This is a genomic window from Streptomyces gobiensis (assembly GCF_021216675.1).
Taxonomy (GTDB): domain Bacteria; phylum Actinomycetota; class Actinomycetes; order Streptomycetales; family Streptomycetaceae; genus Streptomyces; species Streptomyces gobiensis.
This window is the reverse complement of the sequence record NZ_CP086120.1, coordinates 2,093,609-2,112,465: the sequence shown is the minus strand read 5'-3', so window position 1 is coordinate 2,112,465 and position 18,857 is coordinate 2,093,609. Positions and strand designations below refer to the sequence as shown.

Below are 18,857 nucleotides of genomic sequence, written 5' to 3'. Positions count from 1 at the left end.
CGATCAGTGCCTTCCGGCCACAGTGGGGTCATCCACGGCGGCGCCCTGCTTGCGCTGCTCCAGCAGGCTCTGCCGGATCAGCTCCAGGCTGCGGGTGATGGCGCCGACCTCGTCATGGTGGCGCGGGTAGAGGACGGTACGGCGGTCCCCGTCGGCCAGCGCCTCGGCCCGGTCGGCCAGTTCGCGCAGCGGGCGGACCACCACGATGTGCAGCCAGCCGAGACAGGCCGCGGCGGCGGTGAGGCCGAGCAGCCCGGCCAGGACCGTACGGTTCTGCAGGCTGTACTCGGGTATGGCGAGACCGGCGGCGGGCTGCCAGCTGACCACCGTCCAGCCGAGACCGTTGGCGACGCCGCCTCCGGTGAAGGGGGCGGCGGCGGCCAGCTGCACACCGTCGCCGTCGCGGTAGAGGACACCGCCGGGGCGCGGGTTCATCCCGACCCGTACGTTCGAGCCCGTGACCAGCGAGTCGAGCCGTTTGGACGGCAGCTCCGAAAAGGCCCGGTAGCCGGTGTTCCCGCCGATCATCCGGTGTTCGGCGTCGACGACCCGGATCTCTCCCAGGCCGGGCCGCTTGAGCATCCCGTTCAGGAAATCCACCCGGAACTCGCCCACCACGGCGGCACCCGCACGGCCCGGCACCTCGGCGTAACCGGCGATGACCGGCTCCTTGCCGCTGTCATTGAGCAGGGTGACCGACTCCTCGCCGGGGCCCTCACCGGACGGGTGCCGCGGCTTGTCGCCCGCGCGGGCCAGGATCTCGCCGTCGGGGTCAAGGACGTACAGCGACCGGTAGCGCGGGTGCTCGTGGAGGGTCCGCTCCAGAACCGTGGTCATATGAGCGGCGGTCGTTTGGTCACCCATCAGGGTGGCTACCGAGGTGAGGTCGGCGTGACCCTCGTTGAACGCCCGCCTGACCCGGTCGGTCAGGGTGTCGGTGCGTTCCCGCTGATCGTTGACGAGCTGCTGGGGAACGACGACCGTGTCGTCGGCCCGGTTGAGCAGCAGGGCCAGCGGTGCGGACCAGGCCAGCAGGAGTACCGCGCAGACGGCGAGCAGTGTACGGGTGCCCAGGCGGCGCAGCCGGTGGGGCCGGGAGGCGGTGGGGGTGTCGTGGGGGCCGTCGCCCGGCGGTTCGCCGAGCAGCTGCCGCCGTAGCCGCTCCAGGGACACACCGATACGGGCGGCCTCCCCGGACCTGGGCACCGTCACCGGGCGGCGCAGATCCGAGCGGGTGAGACGGCGGCTCTCCAGGAACAGCCGGAGCAGCGGGCGCTGCACGACGCCGAGCAGCAGCGCGATGGTCAGGGTGCCGATGGCGATGAGCGCGCCCGCGGCGAGGAGACCGAAGAGCGGGTCGGCGGTGCGGGTCGGGTCCTCGGCGACGTTCACCATGGCGAGCACGGTGAGGCCGAGGCTGCTGGCGATGGTGCTCTCGCCGGGTTCGGTGGCGGCGAGCGTGGCGTATCCGGCCGCGGCGCGCTCGCCCTTGAACCTTTCACCGGTAAGGCTTCCACTGACCCCGGGAAAGCCACCGGAGCCGGGCTCCTTGGCCTTGAGCGGATGCTGCTTGGCCTTTTCCGCGGCCACCTCGGCGAACGCTTCCAGTTGCTTGTTGGCCCGCTTGACCCCGGCGCGTTGCAGGTCGGTGAGCACCTGTTCGGGCTCGGGGATCCCGGCGCTGCTGACGATTTCGCCCGTGGAGTCAAGGACGGCGATGGAGCGGAACTTGCCGAGACTGATGCCGGGGAACCGCAGACTGCTGGAGGCGATCAGCAGCTGCTGTGGTTCGCCTTCCCAGGACAGCAGGGCGAAGGAGAGCAGCCGGGTCTCGCCGTTCTCCAGCCGGATCATGCGGGGGCCGAGCCCGCCCTCCTCGGAGAGTTTCCGCCGGTCAATCGCGGTGAGTGGCAGGTTCTCGCCGCGGGCGGCGAGCAGTTTGCCCGACTCGATCCCGATAACGGCTGTACCGCGCCACTTCTGGTAGACCCTGCCGACCTTGTCGAGGACCGCGTCGGGGGAGACGGGATCTCCGGAGTTGAAGAGGGCGGCTGTCCGGTTGAGGTCGGTGACGCTCTCGTCCAGGGAAGCGCGCAGTGCGTTGGCGCCGTCCTCGGCGAAGTGCTGCTGGGAGGTCAGCACCGCCTTGGGGAGCCTGTCGTGGTTGACCGAGCCGAGACTCAGGGCGGTGATGCCCGCCAGGGAGAGCAGCAGGACCGACAGGACCGCGATGGGCGGCCGTATGCCACCCAGCAGTGACATGTCGGCCCGTCGGCGGACCTTCTGCCGCCGCTTCGTCCGCGAAGCGGCCAACGCGGGCTCCTCTCCTGTGTGGTACGTCGTGGTGTGGTACGTCGTGGTTTTTGGTTGTTCTGTGGCGTGTTGTGCCTGATTGCGCCGAGGGCGCACGGAGGTCAACAGGGTTCAAGACACCTGAGCGTCTCGAAAGGTTGTACGCGAGAAGAAAAATGTGGCGGGCTCGCGTGCTCAGCCGGTGTGATCAGCCCGGGAGGCCCCTCAGTGGTGTGAGGCCGTCGTTGGCGGCGCCGCGGTTGAGCATGGTCCCCTGGGTCCGCTCAAAGGCGAGCCGGTAGCGGGAGCGCTGCTCGTCGGTCAGCTCCTTGTCCTCGTGCAGCGAGGCGGCTACATCCACCAGCCGGTGGTGCCCCGTGGCGCGTACCTTGCCCTCGGCGTCCTCCTCGTCCACCTCATCAGGGGGGATATCGACCAGAGTGGGCACATAGCGGGCCTCGACGTCCCACTCGCCGCCTCGCTTGCTGAACCGGAACCAGCCGATGACGCCTTCCTCCGACAGACCGGTCGGGACGTCGTGCCGGGCGAGCTGGTTGCCCAGGCCGTAAGCGACCCAGGTGCCGTTCACCTTCTCCATCGGCTGGACGACATGCGCGTGGTGGCCGATCACCAGGTTGACACCGGTCTGTTCAGCGATCCTGCGGGCCAGTTTCAGCTGTGCGGCGCTGGGGTTCGGGTGGTGCTCGCGGCCCCAGTGGATGCTGAGGATCACCACGTCCGCGCCCGCCTCACGCGCCTTGCGTTCCGCGGCTGAGATCCGCTTGAAGGAGGTCTGGTTGGCCAGCCACGGCTTGTCCTTGGGCACTTCGCGCCCGTTGAAGCCAAAGGCGAACGACAGCTGGGCGACCTGGACGCCCTTGATGTCGAGGATGAGCGGTTTCTCCGCTTCCTCCCGGCTGCGCGCCGATCCGGTGTGCTGGATGCCCGCCTTGTCGAGGGTGTCCAGGGTCCGCTTCACTCCGGACTCGCCGTGATCGAGCGTGTGGTTCGAGGCGGTCGAGCAGGTGTCGTAGCCCACATTCTTGACGGCCGTGACGATCTGCGGCGGTACCAGGAAGTCCGGGTAGCTCTGGAAGGGGCCCTGAGGCTTACCCACGACCGGCTCGAAGTGGCAGATACCCAGGTCCGCCTTGCTGATGACGGGCTTCACTCCGGCCATGATCTGGTCGAAGTCCAGCCCCTTGCCACCGGCTGACGTGGCGTCCAGCGCCGCCTGCTCGGTCAGCTGTGGGTGGATCAGAATGTCGCCCGCGGCTGCGACGGTGAACGACGGTCCGTCCGCCTTGGGTGCGTCATCCGTGGTCAGCATCCCGCATCCCGCGGTGACGCTCATGATGAAAGCGAGTGCGGTGACGCGGATGATGCGTAGGCGGTCAGAGCATTTGTTCACTTGGGTATTTTTATACGAATATGAAGCCGCTCTCCGCCAAGAAGATAACGATTGTAACAACAGTGCTGGTCACAGCGGTGTTGCTCGCTGTTGTGGCAACCGTCACGTCCTGGCGAGGATGGTTGTCCGAGGAGCCAGCCACCCCGCCCATACAGCAGCAAGCCGGTATAGATCTGGAAGACCGGGTCACCGAGTTCACCGCCGGATTCGACAAGCGCGTCGGCTACCGTCCGCCGGACCGCGAGGAACGGCAGACCGTGGCGGAAGGCGTGGGCCTGCTCCTCGACGGCCGTCCGGAGGACTCTCAACGGCGCCTCTCGGACGTCGACTTCGGATTGCGGATGCTTACGGACCGGGTCAGCGGCCGGGAGTTCGCCGAGGTGGCCGACACGGCTGAGAACGGCGAGGCGAACCGGGGCTGGGGCCGTATCTATATCGATCTGAGCGCTACGGCACGGTGGTCCGTACAGGTGCCCCACCCGGTCGCCGACCAGGACAGCGAGCGGCTTGGCGTCGGGGTACTGCGTGGCACGCCGGGCGGTGTTCTGGTGCTTGCGGGTGCGCATCGTGAGGCCGGGCAGGGCAACGCGGCGGATGTCGCGCACCGTCGCGACACGGTGTTCCACGCGATCTGCGACGAACTGCTGGAACGTCAGCTGCCGGGAGTGCAGATCCATGGGTTCGCGAATGAGTCCGTACCGGAATTCGACGTAGTCCTGTCGACGGGGAAGGGTACGAAGGGCCGCGACCAGGCGCGCGAGCTGGCCGGTGCGCTGCGCGGGGAGGGCCTGGAGGTATGCCGGGCCTGGGCTCGCCCGTGCGAGCTGGCGGGAAGCACCAATGTGCAGGGCCGGCGGGCCGCCGCCGAGAAGGTGCCGTTCTTGCATATCGAGTTCAACCGCGATGTGCGGGCGAGCAAGGATCGGAGCAGACAGGTGGTTGACGCGATGGCCGCGACGGCGGCCACATGGACCGCGCCGTAGCGTACGAGCCGTAGCGTGCGGGATGAGCCCGGCAGAATTGCCGGGCTCATCTCGCTACGGGCTGTGCGCCGTCAGTGGATAAGAGGAATCCACCGCTGATTGTCGGCTCCGGTGCACGGCATGAGCGTCACCGCGTTACGGTTACCGCTGTCCTGGATGCACCCACGGGGGAATTTGCGGCTCGTAAAGGAGGAGCCCTCGTCTTCCGTGACGGAATAGGTCCAGTACTGCGCCTGCACGTACTTGTTGCAGGACTCCAGCGTCACGGCTCCCCTGATGCTCTTGGCGGTGACGCACTTGCCGGGGTAGTACCTGCTCTCAAGCTGGTACCCCGGGTACTGCCCCGTACGCAGGTTGAAGCCCTGTGTGCCGGAGCCATCCGGTGTCCACGACTTGACGGTGTTGTTCCCGAACGCGTCGAGGTTCAGGTCGCTGCTGACGTTCTGGAACGTGTACCAGTGGCCCGACTCGGCGGACGCCTCACCTGCTGCCGCGGGACTTGCGGTGGCCAGCAGGCCAGCGCTGAGCATGGCTGCGGCGGACAGGGCGACGGCGGCTCTCTTCATCCTTGCCACGTTCCTTCCTTTCCTGTGACTTCGCGAGTCACGTAACGGAGGAAATGAATGTGCAACTGGGCGGAGGCTTGCGCCTCGTTGGGAAAACCTAGGGCAAATCACGGCCGCGCAGGAAGACAGGTTTAAGTCAGTGCACTGAGCCGGAAGTCACAAATTCAATCTTCTGGATTCCCGTAGACGCGGTATGCCGTGCAAGCACGCAAAACAGCCGATTCGCTGCTGGCTTTAATTCGCCGCAACCCAATCCGTCAACTCCTGTCCGCTAACTCAGCGGCCAGACACCACCGCAGGTCGGAATGTGTAAACGGGGGTAACGGGCCCCGTAAGCCGAGTCGGCCAATGAAGTAGGCGAGGCCGGTTCAGGCCACCAGCCCCGCGCCGTCTTCCTTATCCCCCGGCGTAATCTCTACGGAAGCCTACGGAAGTACGCATGGCGTGATCTGCCGCGATCGACGGGTGCCGAGGGCGGCGCGGTGGCCACGGGGACACCCATTCGGCATACCGCCCCACCGTGAAGTGACCCGCTCAGCGGATATCACGCAGCGCGCACGGCCGGAATGATGCCTACTGCTCATGTGACCGCGGAAGCCTCCCCCGAAGACCTCGTTACGGCCATACGTGTGGCCGGTGTCCGCGATGAGCGGGTGCTGGCTGCAGTGCGTGCCACACCGCGAGCGGAGTTCGTCCCCGCCGCCCCCGCGGCGGCGGCCTACGCCGACCGGCCCATCCCGATCGAGCACGGGCAGGTGACGACCCAGCCTTCGTTGTCGGCGACGATGATCGAAGGTCTGGGACTGACCGGTGACGAGCATGTTCTCGAGATCGGTACCGGTGTCGGCTTCCAGACCGCGCTGCTCGCTCGCCTGACCGCCGACGTCGTCAGCATCGAATGGTGGCCGGACCTGGTCCAGCAGGCGCGGCGTCATCTGGACCGCCAGGGCCTTCGCAATGTGCGGCTGCTCGTCGGGGACGGCAGCCGCGGCGCGCCGGACCACGCCCCGTACGACGCCATCATCGTCTCAGCGGCGTTCCCGGAGGTCCCTCCGCCGCTGGTCGAGCAGCTGCGGCTGGGCGGCCGCCTCGTTCAGCCCATCGGACCGGGCGGGCAGGAGGAGGTCGTGTCATTCCAGCGCACCGCCTCGGGTCTGGAGCGGCGGCAGGTCCTCACGCTGGCCCGGTTCGTCCGGCTGCGTGGGCAGCATGGCTTTCCGTCCTAGGTTGTCCTAGGTCAGGTGGACTGCCAGAGGAAACGGCCCTCCTTGCGGTCGGGCGAAACGAAGGCGTAGCCGACGCCGCCGTCACCGAAGTCGACGGGGAACGGCAGATCGCCGGAGTCCAGCTGCACGACCAGCTGCCAGTCGGGGCCGGGAGTCTCCTCGCCCTGAAGCCACACCGGCTCGATACCGGGTCCGCCGAGGAACTGCCAGGGCTGGCTCTGCCCGGCCGGGAGCTGCGCGGGAGAGGGCACATGCGCCGTACCGAAGGTGGGCCCTCGCTCATCGGAGCGGCTCCGGACAAAGTCCGGAAGCCGGCCGCCGGGCTGGACGACAAGCGCGTTCTCGCCGCCCTCCGGATCGTAGGTGCCGTCCACGGAGGTGTGACCATCGGTGATGAAGAGATAAGCCAGGGCCGGATCACCCTCGTCGTCCGGATCGATCCGGAACTGGCCGAAGAACCGCATCGGCTCGCCCAGCTCCCTCGACAGCGGCCACTGCGGGGCCTCCAGCCAGGCCGGCTGCCCGCCGATCCTGGTTGACGGCCCTTCGGCGTCCGCGCTGGCCGGAACGAAAACAATGGGGACAGGGGCGGGGGCAGGGGCAGGCATGGCGTTCTCCGGTGGAGTCGTGGGCTGATGGGCTGATGCTGAGGCGTCAGCTCAACGGCGCTCAGCCCCCGGAGGGCACGGCCACATCGACGGTGGCTTCCACGTACAGGCCGCCGTGTTCTTCGTTGATCTCGTAGCCGATGTCAACCTTGCGAACGGTCAGCGGGCCGTGCCCGTGCACATGCACCGTTTGGCCGACCACCGGAATCGGCAGGGGCACGTCGGAGCCGAACCGGGCGATCGGGCCGGTGTCCCTGTCGTGAGGATCGTAGGTGAACTCGATGTCGTATCTTCCGGGGCCAGTCGCCTTCCCGAGATCCAACCGGTCCAGCTCACCTCGGGCCGCTTGTTTCTCGGACTCGACAATCTCAGCGATTACATGGGGCAGATCATTGCTCATGCCCCTCATCCTGCCTGCTCCGGCTTCCGGAGTGCGAGAGCCGACGTCAGCATGGCCGCGAGCCATTTCGCGAGGGTGTGCCTGTCACCCGGCCGACGGGCCGGGAGACAGCGCCCGCCCTGGACGACGAAGGCGGGCCCCTCGTCGTCCGTCCGCGATCGATGGGAGAAATCGGGGGTCTAGGGGACGGGAGACGGTCTTCTGGGGCGGCGGGGGCTCTTGCGGCGTACCCATTGACGGAGCGCTGTGAGGCGAGGGTGCCGTTCATGCTGCTCCCGCGTGCAGCGGTCCAGCTCCTCCATCAGACGTCGGGAGCGGTGGTCCGTATCAAGCTCGTCCAGGATCCGGTCGATTTCCGTGAGCAGCGCGCCGTGGAACTGCCAGTGGCGGGGTTCCCGCTGAACGTCCTGGAGCAGCAGCTGTGCCACCTCCTTGCGCTTCGCTCCTGCTGCGGTGAGCTCTCCGGTCAGCCGGGACTCCGCCGTTTCGGCGTTCTCGCTGACCTGGGAGGTGACCAGTACAGCGAAGCTGACCATGCTGTTCGCCACGTGGTCCAGCAGTTCCTCAATGGCGACGCCCGACTCCTCCGGGAACAGGCTCTCCCCTTTGCGTTCCTTGGCGAGATCGGTGAGGGTACGGGCCAGTACACGCATGACCACCGTGCAGATTTCGAGGGTGTCGAGCCCGGTACGCAGGACGACGCGATACAGCAGTCCTTCTTTGACCCGCGGATTGAGCCGGACGCTGTCCTCCGCCCGGCGCAGCGCCGCATCCACGTTGGCGATGTCGTGGTCAAGGCGACGCGCCTCGTGAAGGCGGGCGGCGGCCTGCTCGACGCGGGTGGGACTGGTCGGCTGCGCTCCGATGTGCAGGAGCAGTTGGCGCATGCGTCGGGACAGGTCCTGGATGGACTCCCCGGCCGTGCTGACCCATACCGGTGGTGCGAACAGTACGTTGAACAGGAGGCCCACCACGGCGCCGGTCAGCGTTTCCAGGACCCGGTCCCGTGCCGCGCCTCCCACCTGGGTCACTCCAAGGACGAGCATGGCGCTGATCGCGACCTCTGGGAGGAACTCGCCCACGTGGACGAATCGCCCTACGATCAGGGAAGCCAGGATGATCAGACCCAGGCTCCACCACGTGAGCCCGACGAGGGCGCTGAAGCCGATGGCGATCAGCACACCGGCGACAACGGCGTTCACCCGTCGGATGCCGGTGGTGAGCGTGGTGTAGAGGGTGACCTGGAGAACGAGCAGCGCGGTCAGAGGCGCGGTGAGGGGAGCGGGTTCGCTGCTCACCCGCACGGCCACGACATAGGCGATGGTCGCGGCCGCAGTCGAGCGCACCGTCTGGACGACAGCGGGATCCCGGCGTCGTTTGACGAGTTCGGCCAGCGGCACTGCGTCAGGGCCAACCGGAGATGGACTGGCCTTCAATACGCCGCGGAGCCGACCGGGCACACCCCACGTAACGCTCCGTGGCACGGATCGCCTCACGGCCCGTGCGTTCGCCCATCAGCGCGCACAACGTATATGCGGTGCCCCCGAAACGACTTCGGACCATCGCATCGTGCGGATCGAGCCGCAGCAGGTGCCCTTGTGCCTGGTAGCGGGCCATCAACCTGGTGATCACATCAGCGTCAGGCTTCAGCATCAGTGCCCTCCCGGGGTGTGGGGGCGACCGGCAGGATTCGGGGCCACATCCATTCTGATGCAGCACCGGCAGGCCCGCCATCCGTATGATCACTCTTGGTGACGCTTCGGCTTCGCTGGTGGGGCTGGGGCCCATGTAACGCGCAACAGGACCGAACTCCGCGAATCGCGTGGTGCCGCTCCGCCTGCACGGCAGCGGTCCAGCCGCTCGATCGCCCTCGACCGCACCGAACGGCAACGCGTGCTTCTCGAACGGCTTCGGCCGGAACGGCGGTGTCCAGGTGGTGTCTGCCGGATCTCCGGCGCGTTCGCAGCCTCTGATGGGTTGACGCGGCAGCTGCTGCCCCCGTTAACTCGACTGAGAAACGCTGTTTCACTCAACGAAACGAACCGTGGTCATCACGCTCAAGGATCGGGGTACCGATGGCACATACCTTTCTCCGTCGCGCGCACGGTCTCCGGCGCGGCCTCTTCGCCGGCTTACTGAGCTTCGCTCTGCTGGCGGCGGCAGGCGGTCACGCCGAGGCCCGCGAGGCCGTGACGCCCGAGAATCCGACGACCTTCCCGACCGGCTCGTACGCCGCCAGGGTCGGCGCGGACGCCGCGGACGTGTACTACCCGGCGACCAGGAGCCGCGGGCTGCCGGTGGCGCTGCTCCTGCAGGGCGCGAATGTCGACAAGGCCCACTACTCGGGCTTCGCGCGTACCGTCGCGGCCTTCGGCTTCGTGGTCGTCGTGCCCAACCACGTACGTTCGGTGTTCGGGGTGCCGGGCCTGTGGGCCTCTTCGGACCAGGCCCTCGGTGCGGTGGCGTGGGCGGCGGCCGAGAACGGCCGGGACGGCAGCCCGCTCGTCGGCCGTATCGACACGGGCACGCTGACCCTGCTCGGTCACTCCTTCGGCGGAGCCGCCGGACTGTCCACCCTTCAGGGGCTGTGTGTGCCGCCCTTCTGTGCCGGGCTGCCGCCCGGCGCGGTCAAGCCGACGCAGCTGAAGGCCGCCGCCTTCTTCGGTACGAACAGCGTGCCGCCGGGCGGCGGGCCGGTCGGCCCCATCGACAACGCCGGTGTGCCGGTCGCCCTGGTCCAGGGTGACGCGGACGGCGTCGCCGCGCCCGTCGCGGCGCGGGACACCTACCGGGCGCTGTCCGCCAAGCCCAAGGCGCTGGTCAGCCTGCACGGCGCCAACCACTTCGGGATCACCGACGTGCAGAACCCGCCGGGCGCCAACCCGGACACCTCTGCCCAGACCCTGGTCCAGACCGAGAGCATACGGGCCGCGGGCCGTTGGTCGGCTCTGTGGCTCAAGGCGTCATTGGGTGACCCCGTCGCCGCCTCCTATGTGCGGTACTGGGGCGACGCCATGGACCGGACCGTCACCGTGGAGCAGGCGTACTGAGCGAACGGCGGCGGCGCTCCGCCCTGATCTCGCGGAGGTACGCGAGAGCGTCGACCTGGATCGTGTGACGCGAGGACGCGACGTACCGACGTGCCGTACGGGCCCGGTACGTCGCGATCTCCCGCCGCATCGCCGCGCGTCCGGGCAGAGCGCACTTTCCCTCGATGAGGTCCGCCACCCAGTGCGACTGGGCCTCGGCGAGCGGCATGATCGCTCCCAGCGGCTGGACGAGCCCGATGAAGTACAGCCCGGGGTGACCGGGGTCCACCACCCGGCGGTAGAGCCTGATGTCGTTGCCGGCCGGGTCGATGAGCTCGCGGCCGAGGAAGGGAAAGCTGATGGCGTAGCCGGTGCAGTAGACGATCGCGTCGACGGCCTCGCGCGACCCGTCGGTGAAGAGCACCTGGTCACCGTGGAGCCGCTCGATCATTGGCTTGACGGTGATGTCACCGTGGCCGAGCCGGGACAGCAAGTCGTCGGAGATCGTCGGGTGGGCGGCCAGGACGCGGTGGGCGGGCACGGGCAGGCCGTAGTCGCTCAGCCGGCCGCGGCTGAGCCGCAGCAGCAGCTGGAGCCCCCGGTCCTGGACGGCGAGCGGCGCGCGGGCCAGCCAGGAGCCGGTGAGATGGTCGGTGGGGACCCCGAAGAGGTACTTGGGCAGGACGTGGGCGCCGCGCCGCATCGCGAGGAAGGTCCGCCGGGACACCCGCGAGGTCTCCACGGCGATGTCACACGCCGAATTGCCGATTCCGAGGACAAGGACCCGCTTGTCGGCGAAGGGCTCGGGCGTCTTGTAGTGGTGCGAGTGCGTCTGGGACCCGGCGAAGGAGTCCGAGCCGGGGAGCGGCGGCTCGGGCCAACGGGGCTGCCAATGATGGCCGTTGGCGACGAGCACCGCGTCGTACGAGCGGGTGGTCTGCTCAGTGGTGTCGCGGTGCCGCGTGGTGATGGACCAGCGTCGCCCGTCGGGGGACGGCTCGACCCGGGTGACCTCCGTTCGGAAGGTGATGGACGGGCGCAGGCCGAAGTGGTCGACGAACTCGTCGAAGTAGCGCGCGATGTGGAAGTGGCTCGGATAGACGGGATACGCCTCCGACATGGGGAAGCAGGCGTACTCCATGACCTGCCGTGACGTGTTGATGTGCAGGGAGCGGTACGCCGAGGACATGCCGTTGTCGTTGAGGTAGCGCCAGTTGCCGCCCACCTCGGAGCCGGCCTCGTAACAGTCGTACGGGACGTTCCGCTCCGCGAGGACCTGGCAGGCGGCGATGCCCGACGATCCCGCTCCTATGACACAGACGCGTTTCATCACGAGCCTTCCGACGAGAGACGCACGGGAATGACCACCCGGTCATGTGACCGAGTGGTCATAGGGTGGGCGTGGGCTGATTGGATGTCAACTGTTCTGTTCATCTGGGGCATTGACACCGAACGGTGTGTTCGCGACGATGACCGGGCGGTCACATGACCGCCCGGTCATACAGCGGGAGCACCCCATGCCCACTTTCACCTGGACGCATCTCTCGCCCGCCCGGCGCGAGCGGGTCCTGGTCGCCGCGATGGACGAGTTCGGCACGCACGGCTACTCCACGGGAAGCCTCAACGTCATCGCCCGCGCAGCGGGAGTGGCCAAGGGGTCCCTCTTCCAGTACTTCGCGGGCAAGCTCGACCTGTTCGCGTACGTCGCCGAGCAGACCTCGCTGCGCATCTACGCGGCCATGCAGCCGTGGCTCGACGGATACGACGGGACCAAGGAGTTCACCACCTACCTGACCGACGCCCTGGAAGCATGGCTCGACTACTTCGCCACCCACCCCCTGGAGCGCGGCGTCACCGCCGCCACCAATATGGAGATGGACCCGGCCGTCAGGGAAGCCGTGCGCGCCCCTGTCCACGGGCTCTACCTCGCCGGTCTGCGGCCCCTCATCCAGCGTGCCGTCGAGACCGGTGACATCCGTGAGGACGCCGACACCGACGCCCTGCTCTCCCTGCTCCTCCTGCTCCTGCCGCACATGGCGCTCGCCCCCTTCGCCCCGGGCCTCGCCGGACCCGTCGCCTTCACCGAGGACCGGCCCGGGGCACGGCGTGCCGCGATCGAGCGGCTGGTGATCCCGCTCATGGCCGGGTTCGTCGCGGAGGAACGCCCATGACGACGCCCATGGCGACGCCCATGACGGTGACGGACTTCGACTACGACGTCCTCGTCATCGGCTCCGGATTCGGCGGCAGCGTCACCGCGTTGCGGCTGACCGAGAAGGGCTACCGGGTCGGCGTACTGGAGGCCGGGCGCCGCTTCGACGACGCCGACTTCCCCCGTACCTCGTGGCACGTGCGCGACTACCTCTTCGCGCCCCGGCTCGGCTGCACCGGCATTCTGCGCATGACCCTCCTCGGTGACGTGCTCGTGCTCACCGGAGCGGGCGTCGGAGGCGGATCCCTCGGTTACGCCAACACCCTGTACGAGCCTCCCGCCGCCTTCTACGAGGGCTCCCACTGGGCGTCCCTGGCCGACTGGCGCACCGAACTCGCTCCTTACTTCGACCAGGCCCGCCGCATGCTCGGCGTCACCCTCAACCCGCTGGTCACCGCCTCCGACCACGTGCTGCGGCAGACCGCCCGCGACCTCGGCCGCGAGGAGACCTTCCGCCCCACCCCGGTGGGCGTGCACTTCGGGACGCCCGGCAGCGCGCCCGGCACCGTCGTCCCCGACCCCTACTTCGGGGGTGCGGGCCCCGACCGGGACGCCTGCCTGCACTGCGGCGCCTGCATGACCGGCTGCCGCCACAACGCCAAGAACACCCTGCCCAAGAACTACCTCGGCCTCGCCGAGCGCAACGGAGCCCACGTACACGCGCAGCGCACTGTCACCGACGTCCGCGCCGCCGGTGACGGCTGGGCCGTCACGTCCGTACGCACCGGCCCCGCCCTGCGCCGCCGGAAGCGGACCCTCACCGCGCGGCACGTCGTCTTCGCCGCCGGCGCCCTGGGCACCCAACGCCTCCTGCACCGAATGCGCGACACCGGAGCACTCCCGGGGCTGTCCCCGCACCTGGGGCGGCTGACCCGCACCAACTCCGAAGCGGTACTCGCCGTACGCTCCCGCGACCGGAACGCCGACTTCACCCGGGGCGTCGCCATCACCTCCTCCGTCCACCTCGACGACACCACCCACGTGGAACCGGTCCGCTACGGACGCGGCAGCAACCTCCTCGGACTGCTCGGTGCCACCCTCGTGGACCCCGTGCCCGGCCGCTCCCGGCTGCTGCTGGGCCTGGCCGCCATGGCGAAGAACCTGCGCGACCTGCCCGCCCTGCACAACCCGCGCCGCTGGGCACAGCAGTCCCTCGTGCTCCTCGTCATGCAGACACTCGACAACTCGGTCACCACCTACACGCGACGGAGCCTCTTCGGACGCCGGCTCACCAGCCGACCCGGCGAGGGCGACCCCAACCCCACCTGGATCCCCGCCGGACACCGCGCCGCCCGGCAAGCCGCCCGCCGGATCGACGGCATGCCCTGCGGCACGTGGGCCGACCTCTTCGACATCCCCACCACCGGCCACCTCATCGGCGGCTGCACCATCGGAGACACGATCGAGACGGGCGTCGTCGACCCCTACCACCGCGTGCACGGCCACCCCGGCCTGCACATCATCGACGGCTCCACCATCTCCGCCAACCTCGGCGTCAACCCCTCCCTCACCATCACCGCCCTCGCCGAACGCGCCACCGCGCTGTGGCCCAACAAGGGCGAAACCGACCCCCGGCCCGCCCCCGGCGAGCCCTACCGCACCCTGGCACCCGTCCCCCCGCGCACCCCGTCCGTGCCCGCCACGGCACCCGCCGCGCTGCGCCTGGGTGGACGGGCCGCCGGCCGAAAGGACCCCACCGTGACGGCCTACCCGCCCGAACCCTGGCACCTCGCCGGGCAGATGTACCTGTCCCTCTGGCTCGTACCACGCCACGCACTGCCGCCCGGCCTCCCGCCCGGCACCCGGCCGGTCACCGTCGCCGGACGCGGCGTGGCCGGAATCGCGTGGGTCGTGTACGAGCAGGACAGCGTGCTGCACTACGACGAGCTCCTCGCCGCCGTCCTCGTACGCGACGGCGCGCGCCCACGGGTCACCATCACCGACATCTGGGTCGACAGCCCCGCCTCCATGGCCGGCGGGCGGGAGCTGTGGGGCATCCCGAAGGACCTGGCGTCCTTCGACATCGACCGCTCGGCCGGCCTGCGCGCCGGCGCCAAGGCCGGCCACGGCATCCTGGCCACCGCCGTATTCGGACGCACCCGCCGCCTGCCGGGCCGCTGGCCGCTCACGTACCACGTCGCCCAAACCCTCCATGGGCGGACCAAGTCCAGCCCGGTCCGCACCCGGACCGGTGTCGCCCTTGCCACCGCGCGCTGGGCGGTGCCCGACAGCAGCCCGCTCAGTCGCCTCGTCCGCCGGTCACCGCTGCTCAGCCTGGTGCTGCGGGACTTCCGCCTGCGGTTCGGCGCGGCGTCCTGATTTTCCTTCCGCGTACCACCCGACGCCAAGGAGCCGTCATGTCCGACGCCGCGACCCTCTGCGAGGCCTTCCAGCGCACTGCCGCCACCCGGGGCCGGGCCCCCGCCCTCCGCACCGTCCAGGGTGACGTCCTGACGTGGGCCCAGTACGCCGAGCGCGTCGCCTCGGTCGCCGCCGGCCTGCACGGCCTGGGCGTCCGGCACGGCGACACCGTGGCCCTGATGCTGACCAACCGGCCGGAGTTCCACGTGGCCGACTGCGCCGCCTTCCACCTCGGCGCCATACCGTTCTCGCTCTACAACACCCTGCCCCCGGACCAACTCACCGACGTACTCACCCGGGCCCGGGCGCGCGTCCTGGTCACCGAGCGGCGCTTCCTGGCCCTGCTGCGCCCGGCCCTCGCGGGTACGGACGTCGAACACCTCGTCACCGTGGACGGCTCCGGCCCCGGTGACGACGCGATCGGCCTGGCCGCGGTGGAGGCCGCCGCGCCGACGGGCTTCGACTTCGCGGCGACGTGGCAGCGCGTACGGCCGGGGGATCTCCTCACGCTCATCCACACGTCCGGAACCACCGGCCGCTCCAAGGCCGTCGAGATCACCCACGCCGGTATGACGGCCCAGCTGGACGCCACGGACGAGCTGCTCGGCATCACGCACGAGGACAGCCACCTGTCCTTCCTGCCCGCCGCGCACATCGCCGACCGATGGGCCTCGCACTACACGAACATCCGCTTCGGTACGCGGCTGACCTGCGTACCCGACCTCAAGGATCTGCCCGACGCCCTCACTTCCGTACGCCCGACCCTCTTCGGCGCGGTGCCGGCCGTATGGCAGCGGCTGAAAGCCGGGCTCGACGCGGCCCTCACCGAGGCCGACCCGGGACTGCGTGCCCTGGTGGAGGGCTGCATCGACACCGCATGCCGCCTCGCCGCCGGCCGGCGCGCCGGAACACTGACGGCGGAACAGGCCAAGGAACTCGACGAGGCCGAGCCGGTCCTCGCCGAGCTGCGCAAGAGGATCGGCCTCGACCGTGCCCGGGTCTGTGTCACGGGAGCCGCACCCGCGTCGGCGGGGCTGGTGGAGTTCTTCCACGCGATCGGTGTGCCGCTGGGCGACGCCTGGGGCATGTCGGAGCTGTCCGGCATGGCGCTGATGAACCCACCCGGCGACCCCAGGCCCGGCACCGTCGGCCGGCCGGTGCCAGGCGCTCGCATACGGGTCGCCGAGGACGGCGAACTGCTGGTGAGCGCGCCCTTCGTGATGCGCGGCTACCGCGACGAGCCCGGACTCACCGCGGGGGCCATCGACTCCGACGGCTGGCTCCACACCGGTGACGTCGTCACCGTCGACGACGACGGGAACGTCCGCATCATCGACCGCAAGAAGGACATCATCATCAACACGGGCGGCAAGAACATGTCACCCACCCGCATCGAGAGTGTCCTGCTGGAGGCCTCGCCCCTGATCGGGCACGTCGTGGTCATCGGTGACGGGCGCCCCTACAACGTCGCCCTCATCACCCCGGACCGAGAGGCCGTCACCGCCCGGGCCGCCCAGACCGGAGCCGTTGATGCCGAGAGGGAGATCGCCGCCGCCGTCGAGTACGCCAACACCCGGCTCTCCCGCCCCGAACGCATCCGCGCCCATGCCGTCCTGCGGGACGCATGGGAACCCGGCGGGCCCGAGCTCACCGTGACGCTCAAGGTACGCCGAGGAGCGGTGGAGCAGCGGTACGCGCAGCTCATCGAGTCGTTCTACGCCCGCTGAGCCGGTCGGGGGCGGACAACCGTGTTCTCCACGGCTCTGGCGTTGGTCGCCGTCCTGGAGGCGGCGCTCGCCGCCGTGGCGCTGCGCGGTCCGCGCCCGGGACGGTCCATCGCTCTGCTCGGCTGCGCGCTGGCGTACGACTCGGCCGTCGTCGCCGTCGGTACGGTGCTGGGCCACGGCCCACCGCTGGAGACGCTCAGCACCGGCCGGTACCTCCTCCACGCCGTGCTGACGCCGCTGGTGGTGCCGTGCGCCGCGATGCTGCTGGGAAGCGGCCGCGCGGTGGTGGCCGGGGCGTGGGGCACGGCCTGTGTACTGGCCGTGGCGGGGACTTGGGCCACTCTGCCGGGCCTGGACCTCGAACCGCGGCACTGGGCGGACACCGTGCGGTACGCGGACGCGGAGCCCGGCGGGGTGCCGCTCGCGGCTGTCGCGGCGATGCTCCTGCTCCTCGGGGCGGGGGTGGTGCTCTGGCGACGTCGGCGCGTGCCGTGGCTCGCTCTGGGGGCGGTGGCCCTGTTGGTCGCCTCGGCGGCGGCTGTCGCGGTGCCGCCGCTTGGCAACGCGGGGGAGGCGCTGATGCTGGCCGGCCTGGTGGCCGCACTGCGCACGGACCGCTCCCGTAACGGATCAGTGCTCGCGCAGCAGTGACCCGGCGCCGTACACCTTGTCCTCGATCCCGTTGTCGCGCAGCGCCATCCACCAGGTGGCGGCGTTGATGGCGATCACGGGGAGACCGAGCCACCGTTCCGCCTCGTCGGCCAGCGACACCATGGACAGGTTGGTTCCGCACTGGACCAGCGCGTCCACCCCGCCCAGCGCGGCCAGGCCGGTCAGCGCCTCGCGGAGCCGCCCTTCCCCGACGTGGGCGATGGAGACCGCCGTCGGGCAGCGCAAGCCGGTCACGCCCGCCACCTCGAAGCCGAGCTCGCCGAAGAAGCGGCGTACGTTCGCGTCCCCGACCGGCTGGTACGGCGTCACCACACCGATGCGCCGGGCCCCGTACAGCCGCAGCGCTCGCTCGCACGCTTCCGCGCCGGTGGCCACCCGGAGCCCGGTGATGTCGTGGATCTGTGCGACGAAGGCCCGGTTGCCCGCCACGCCTCCCCAGAACGTCTCGGCGGACATGCCCATCACCATGTAGTCGGGTTCGCAGGTGAGCACCCGCTCGCAGGCGGCGCCGATCTCGTCACGTATCTGTTCCAGCAGCCGCTCCATGCCCGCGTCGCCCGCCATGTTCTGGTCGCGGATGTGGATGCGGGAGAAGTGGGCGGTCACGCCCGGCACCGTCATCCGGTAGAAGTCCGGTTCGACGATGGTGTTCGTGCTGGGCGCGATGACGCCGAACGTGCGGCGCCAGCCGAGGGCATCGGTCATAGCGTCACCTTCCGGGGGGACGAAACGGACAGGCGCCAGGCCGCGTACACGAGGGCGGCCTGCGTGAGCGTGTTGCAGGACTGCTCCACCCACTGAAGGGCCACGCTCTGGTCGGGCCGGGCGGCGAGTGGGCCGAGTGCGTACGTGCCCAGCAGCCAGAGACCGGTGGCCGTGGCCGCGCGGGGCTCCCCGGCCGAGCTCGCCAGCAGGATCAGCCGTACGCCGCAGACCGTCACCGCGGCGATCGTGAGCACCATGAGGGGCAGCGTCGAGCGGAGCGCGAGGGAGCCGATGGCGGCCGCCGTCCACGTCACGGCGAAGCCCCACAGCGGGGGCGACCGGCGTGCGCGCGGGGTGTCGCCGGTGAGGGGCGCGCTGAGCAGCGCGTGCGCGAGGAGCAGGAAACCAAGCGCGAGGAGGGGGAAGAGCGCCTTGTTCAGGGGCTGGATGTCAGGTCCGTCCAGCGCGACGGTGAGTTTCCACCCCGCCTTCGACAGGCCGCCGGCGAAGACCAGGGCGGCGCCGGTGGCCGCGACGGTACGGGCGCGTGGGGCGGCGCGGCCGATCGGCTTCACCAGCCGTGCCGCCGCGACACCGGTCAGCACCACCGGTACGAAGTCCTCCAGGGCCAGCGAGACGGGGTACTCCAGGGCGTACTCCACGGC

General features: G+C 69.7%; 17 protein-coding genes. 7 read left to right on the top strand and 10 right to left on the bottom strand.

Annotated elements, in window-relative coordinates; genetic code table 11:
* Positions 1-3 precede the first annotated feature (3 nt).
* Together test1122_RS09640 and test1122_RS09635 are read right to left on the bottom strand one after the other, a co-directional pair.
* Positions 4-2,262 (bottom strand): HAMP domain-containing protein, encoded by a 2,259-nt coding sequence (locus tag test1122_RS09640; protein WP_232271849.1) that lies wholly within the window; start codon positions 2,260-2,262, stop codon positions 4-6.
* A gap of 238 nt (positions 2,263-2,500) precedes the next feature.
* Entirely contained in the window at positions 2,501-3,646 is a 1,146-nt protein-coding gene (locus test1122_RS09635; RefSeq protein ID WP_422397065.1) for a CapA family protein, read from the bottom strand.
* 179 nt (positions 3,647-3,825) lie between these two features.
* Here test1122_RS09635 and test1122_RS09630 point away from each other — a divergent pair, with 179 nt between their 5' ends.
* Positions 3,826-4,686 carry a hypothetical protein gene (locus tag test1122_RS09630; RefSeq protein ID WP_232268744.1) on the top strand — a complete coding sequence of 287 codons (861 nt, stop codon included), beginning with the start codon at positions 3,826-3,828 and terminating at the stop codon, positions 4,684-4,686.
* Positions 4,687-4,757: 71 nt separating this feature from the next.
* On the opposite strand, the gene test1122_RS09625 is transcribed toward test1122_RS09630, so the two are convergent.
* The gene (locus test1122_RS09625; protein ID WP_232271847.1) at positions 4,758-5,252 is read right to left on the bottom strand and encodes an RICIN domain-containing protein; all 495 of its coding nucleotides are present in this window, start codon (positions 5,250-5,252) and stop codon (positions 4,758-4,760) included.
* Positions 5,253-5,836: 584 nt separating this feature from the next.
* On the opposite strand from test1122_RS09625, the gene test1122_RS09620 reads away from it, so the two are divergent.
* Positions 5,837-6,478 (top strand): protein-L-isoaspartate(D-aspartate) O-methyltransferase, encoded by a 642-nt coding sequence (locus test1122_RS09620; RefSeq protein ID WP_232268743.1) that lies wholly within the window; start codon positions 5,837-5,839, stop codon positions 6,476-6,478.
* Between the two features lie 11 nt (positions 6,479-6,489).
* Here the strand turns inward: test1122_RS09620 and test1122_RS09615 are convergent, their stop codons facing one another.
* The 4 genes from test1122_RS09615 to test1122_RS09600 form a co-directional block, all read right to left on the bottom strand.
* Positions 6,490-7,086, bottom strand: coding sequence for a DUF1963 domain-containing protein (locus tag test1122_RS09615; RefSeq protein ID WP_232268742.1), 597 nt, complete (start codon positions 7,084-7,086; stop codon positions 6,490-6,492).
* 61 nt (positions 7,087-7,147) lie between these two features.
* On the bottom strand, positions 7,148-7,486 hold the full coding sequence (locus test1122_RS09610; protein ID WP_232268741.1) for a hypothetical protein: 339 nt from the start codon (positions 7,484-7,486) through the stop codon (positions 7,148-7,150).
* Positions 7,487-7,665: 179 nt separating this feature from the next.
* Entirely contained in the window at positions 7,666-8,880 is a 1,215-nt protein-coding gene (locus tag test1122_RS09605; RefSeq protein WP_422397064.1) for an FUSC family protein, read from the bottom strand.
* 10 nt (positions 8,881-8,890) lie between these two features.
* Positions 8,891-9,139, bottom strand: coding sequence for a DUF5133 domain-containing protein (locus test1122_RS09600; RefSeq protein ID WP_232268739.1), 249 nt, complete (start codon positions 9,137-9,139; stop codon positions 8,891-8,893).
* Positions 9,140-9,561: 422 nt separating this feature from the next.
* Here test1122_RS09600 and test1122_RS09595 point away from each other — a divergent pair, with 422 nt between their 5' ends.
* Positions 9,562-10,536, top strand: coding sequence for an alpha/beta hydrolase (locus tag test1122_RS09595; protein ID WP_232268738.1), 975 nt, complete (start codon positions 9,562-9,564; stop codon positions 10,534-10,536).
* Here test1122_RS09595 and test1122_RS09590 read toward each other — a convergent pair.
* Entirely contained in the window at positions 10,514-11,845 is a 1,332-nt protein-coding gene (locus tag test1122_RS09590; protein WP_232268737.1) for a flavin-containing monooxygenase, read from the bottom strand. The genes test1122_RS09595 and test1122_RS09590 overlap by 23 nt on opposite strands.
* A 187-nt stretch (positions 11,846-12,032) precedes the next feature.
* On the opposite strand from test1122_RS09590, the gene test1122_RS09585 reads away from it, so the two are divergent.
* From test1122_RS09585 to test1122_RS09565, 4 genes are read left to right on the top strand one after another with little or no spacing between them, the layout of a single operon-like run.
* On the top strand, positions 12,033-12,686 hold the full coding sequence (locus test1122_RS09585; RefSeq protein ID WP_232268736.1) for a TetR/AcrR family transcriptional regulator: 654 nt from the start codon (positions 12,033-12,035) through the stop codon (positions 12,684-12,686).
* The gene (locus test1122_RS09580; protein WP_338423524.1) at positions 12,683-15,046 is read left to right on the top strand and encodes an FAD-dependent oxidoreductase; all 2,364 of its coding nucleotides are present in this window, start codon (positions 12,683-12,685) and stop codon (positions 15,044-15,046) included. The genes test1122_RS09585 and test1122_RS09580 overlap by 4 nt, the downstream gene beginning before the upstream one ends.
* 38 nt (positions 15,047-15,084) lie before the next feature.
* Positions 15,085-16,815 (top strand): AMP-dependent synthetase/ligase, encoded by a 1,731-nt coding sequence (locus tag test1122_RS09570; RefSeq protein ID WP_232268735.1) that lies wholly within the window; start codon positions 15,085-15,087, stop codon positions 16,813-16,815.
* A gap of 21 nt (positions 16,816-16,836) precedes the next feature.
* On the top strand, positions 16,837-17,466 hold the full coding sequence (locus test1122_RS09565; RefSeq protein WP_232268734.1) for a hypothetical protein: 630 nt from the start codon (positions 16,837-16,839) through the stop codon (positions 17,464-17,466).
* Here the strand turns inward: test1122_RS09565 and test1122_RS09560 are convergent.
* Together test1122_RS09560 and test1122_RS09555 are read right to left on the bottom strand one after the other, a co-directional pair.
* Positions 17,446-18,192 (bottom strand): maleate cis-trans isomerase family protein, encoded by a 747-nt coding sequence (locus test1122_RS09560; RefSeq protein ID WP_232268733.1) that lies wholly within the window; start codon positions 18,190-18,192, stop codon positions 17,446-17,448. The two genes, test1122_RS09565 and test1122_RS09560, sit on opposite strands and share 21 nt — an antisense overlap.
* Positions 18,189-18,854, bottom strand: a complete 666-nt coding sequence (locus tag test1122_RS09555) for a hypothetical protein (protein WP_232268732.1) — start codon at positions 18,852-18,854, stop codon at positions 18,189-18,191. The genes test1122_RS09560 and test1122_RS09555 overlap by 4 nt, the downstream gene beginning before the upstream one ends.
* Positions 18,855-18,857: the final 3 nt, after the last annotated feature.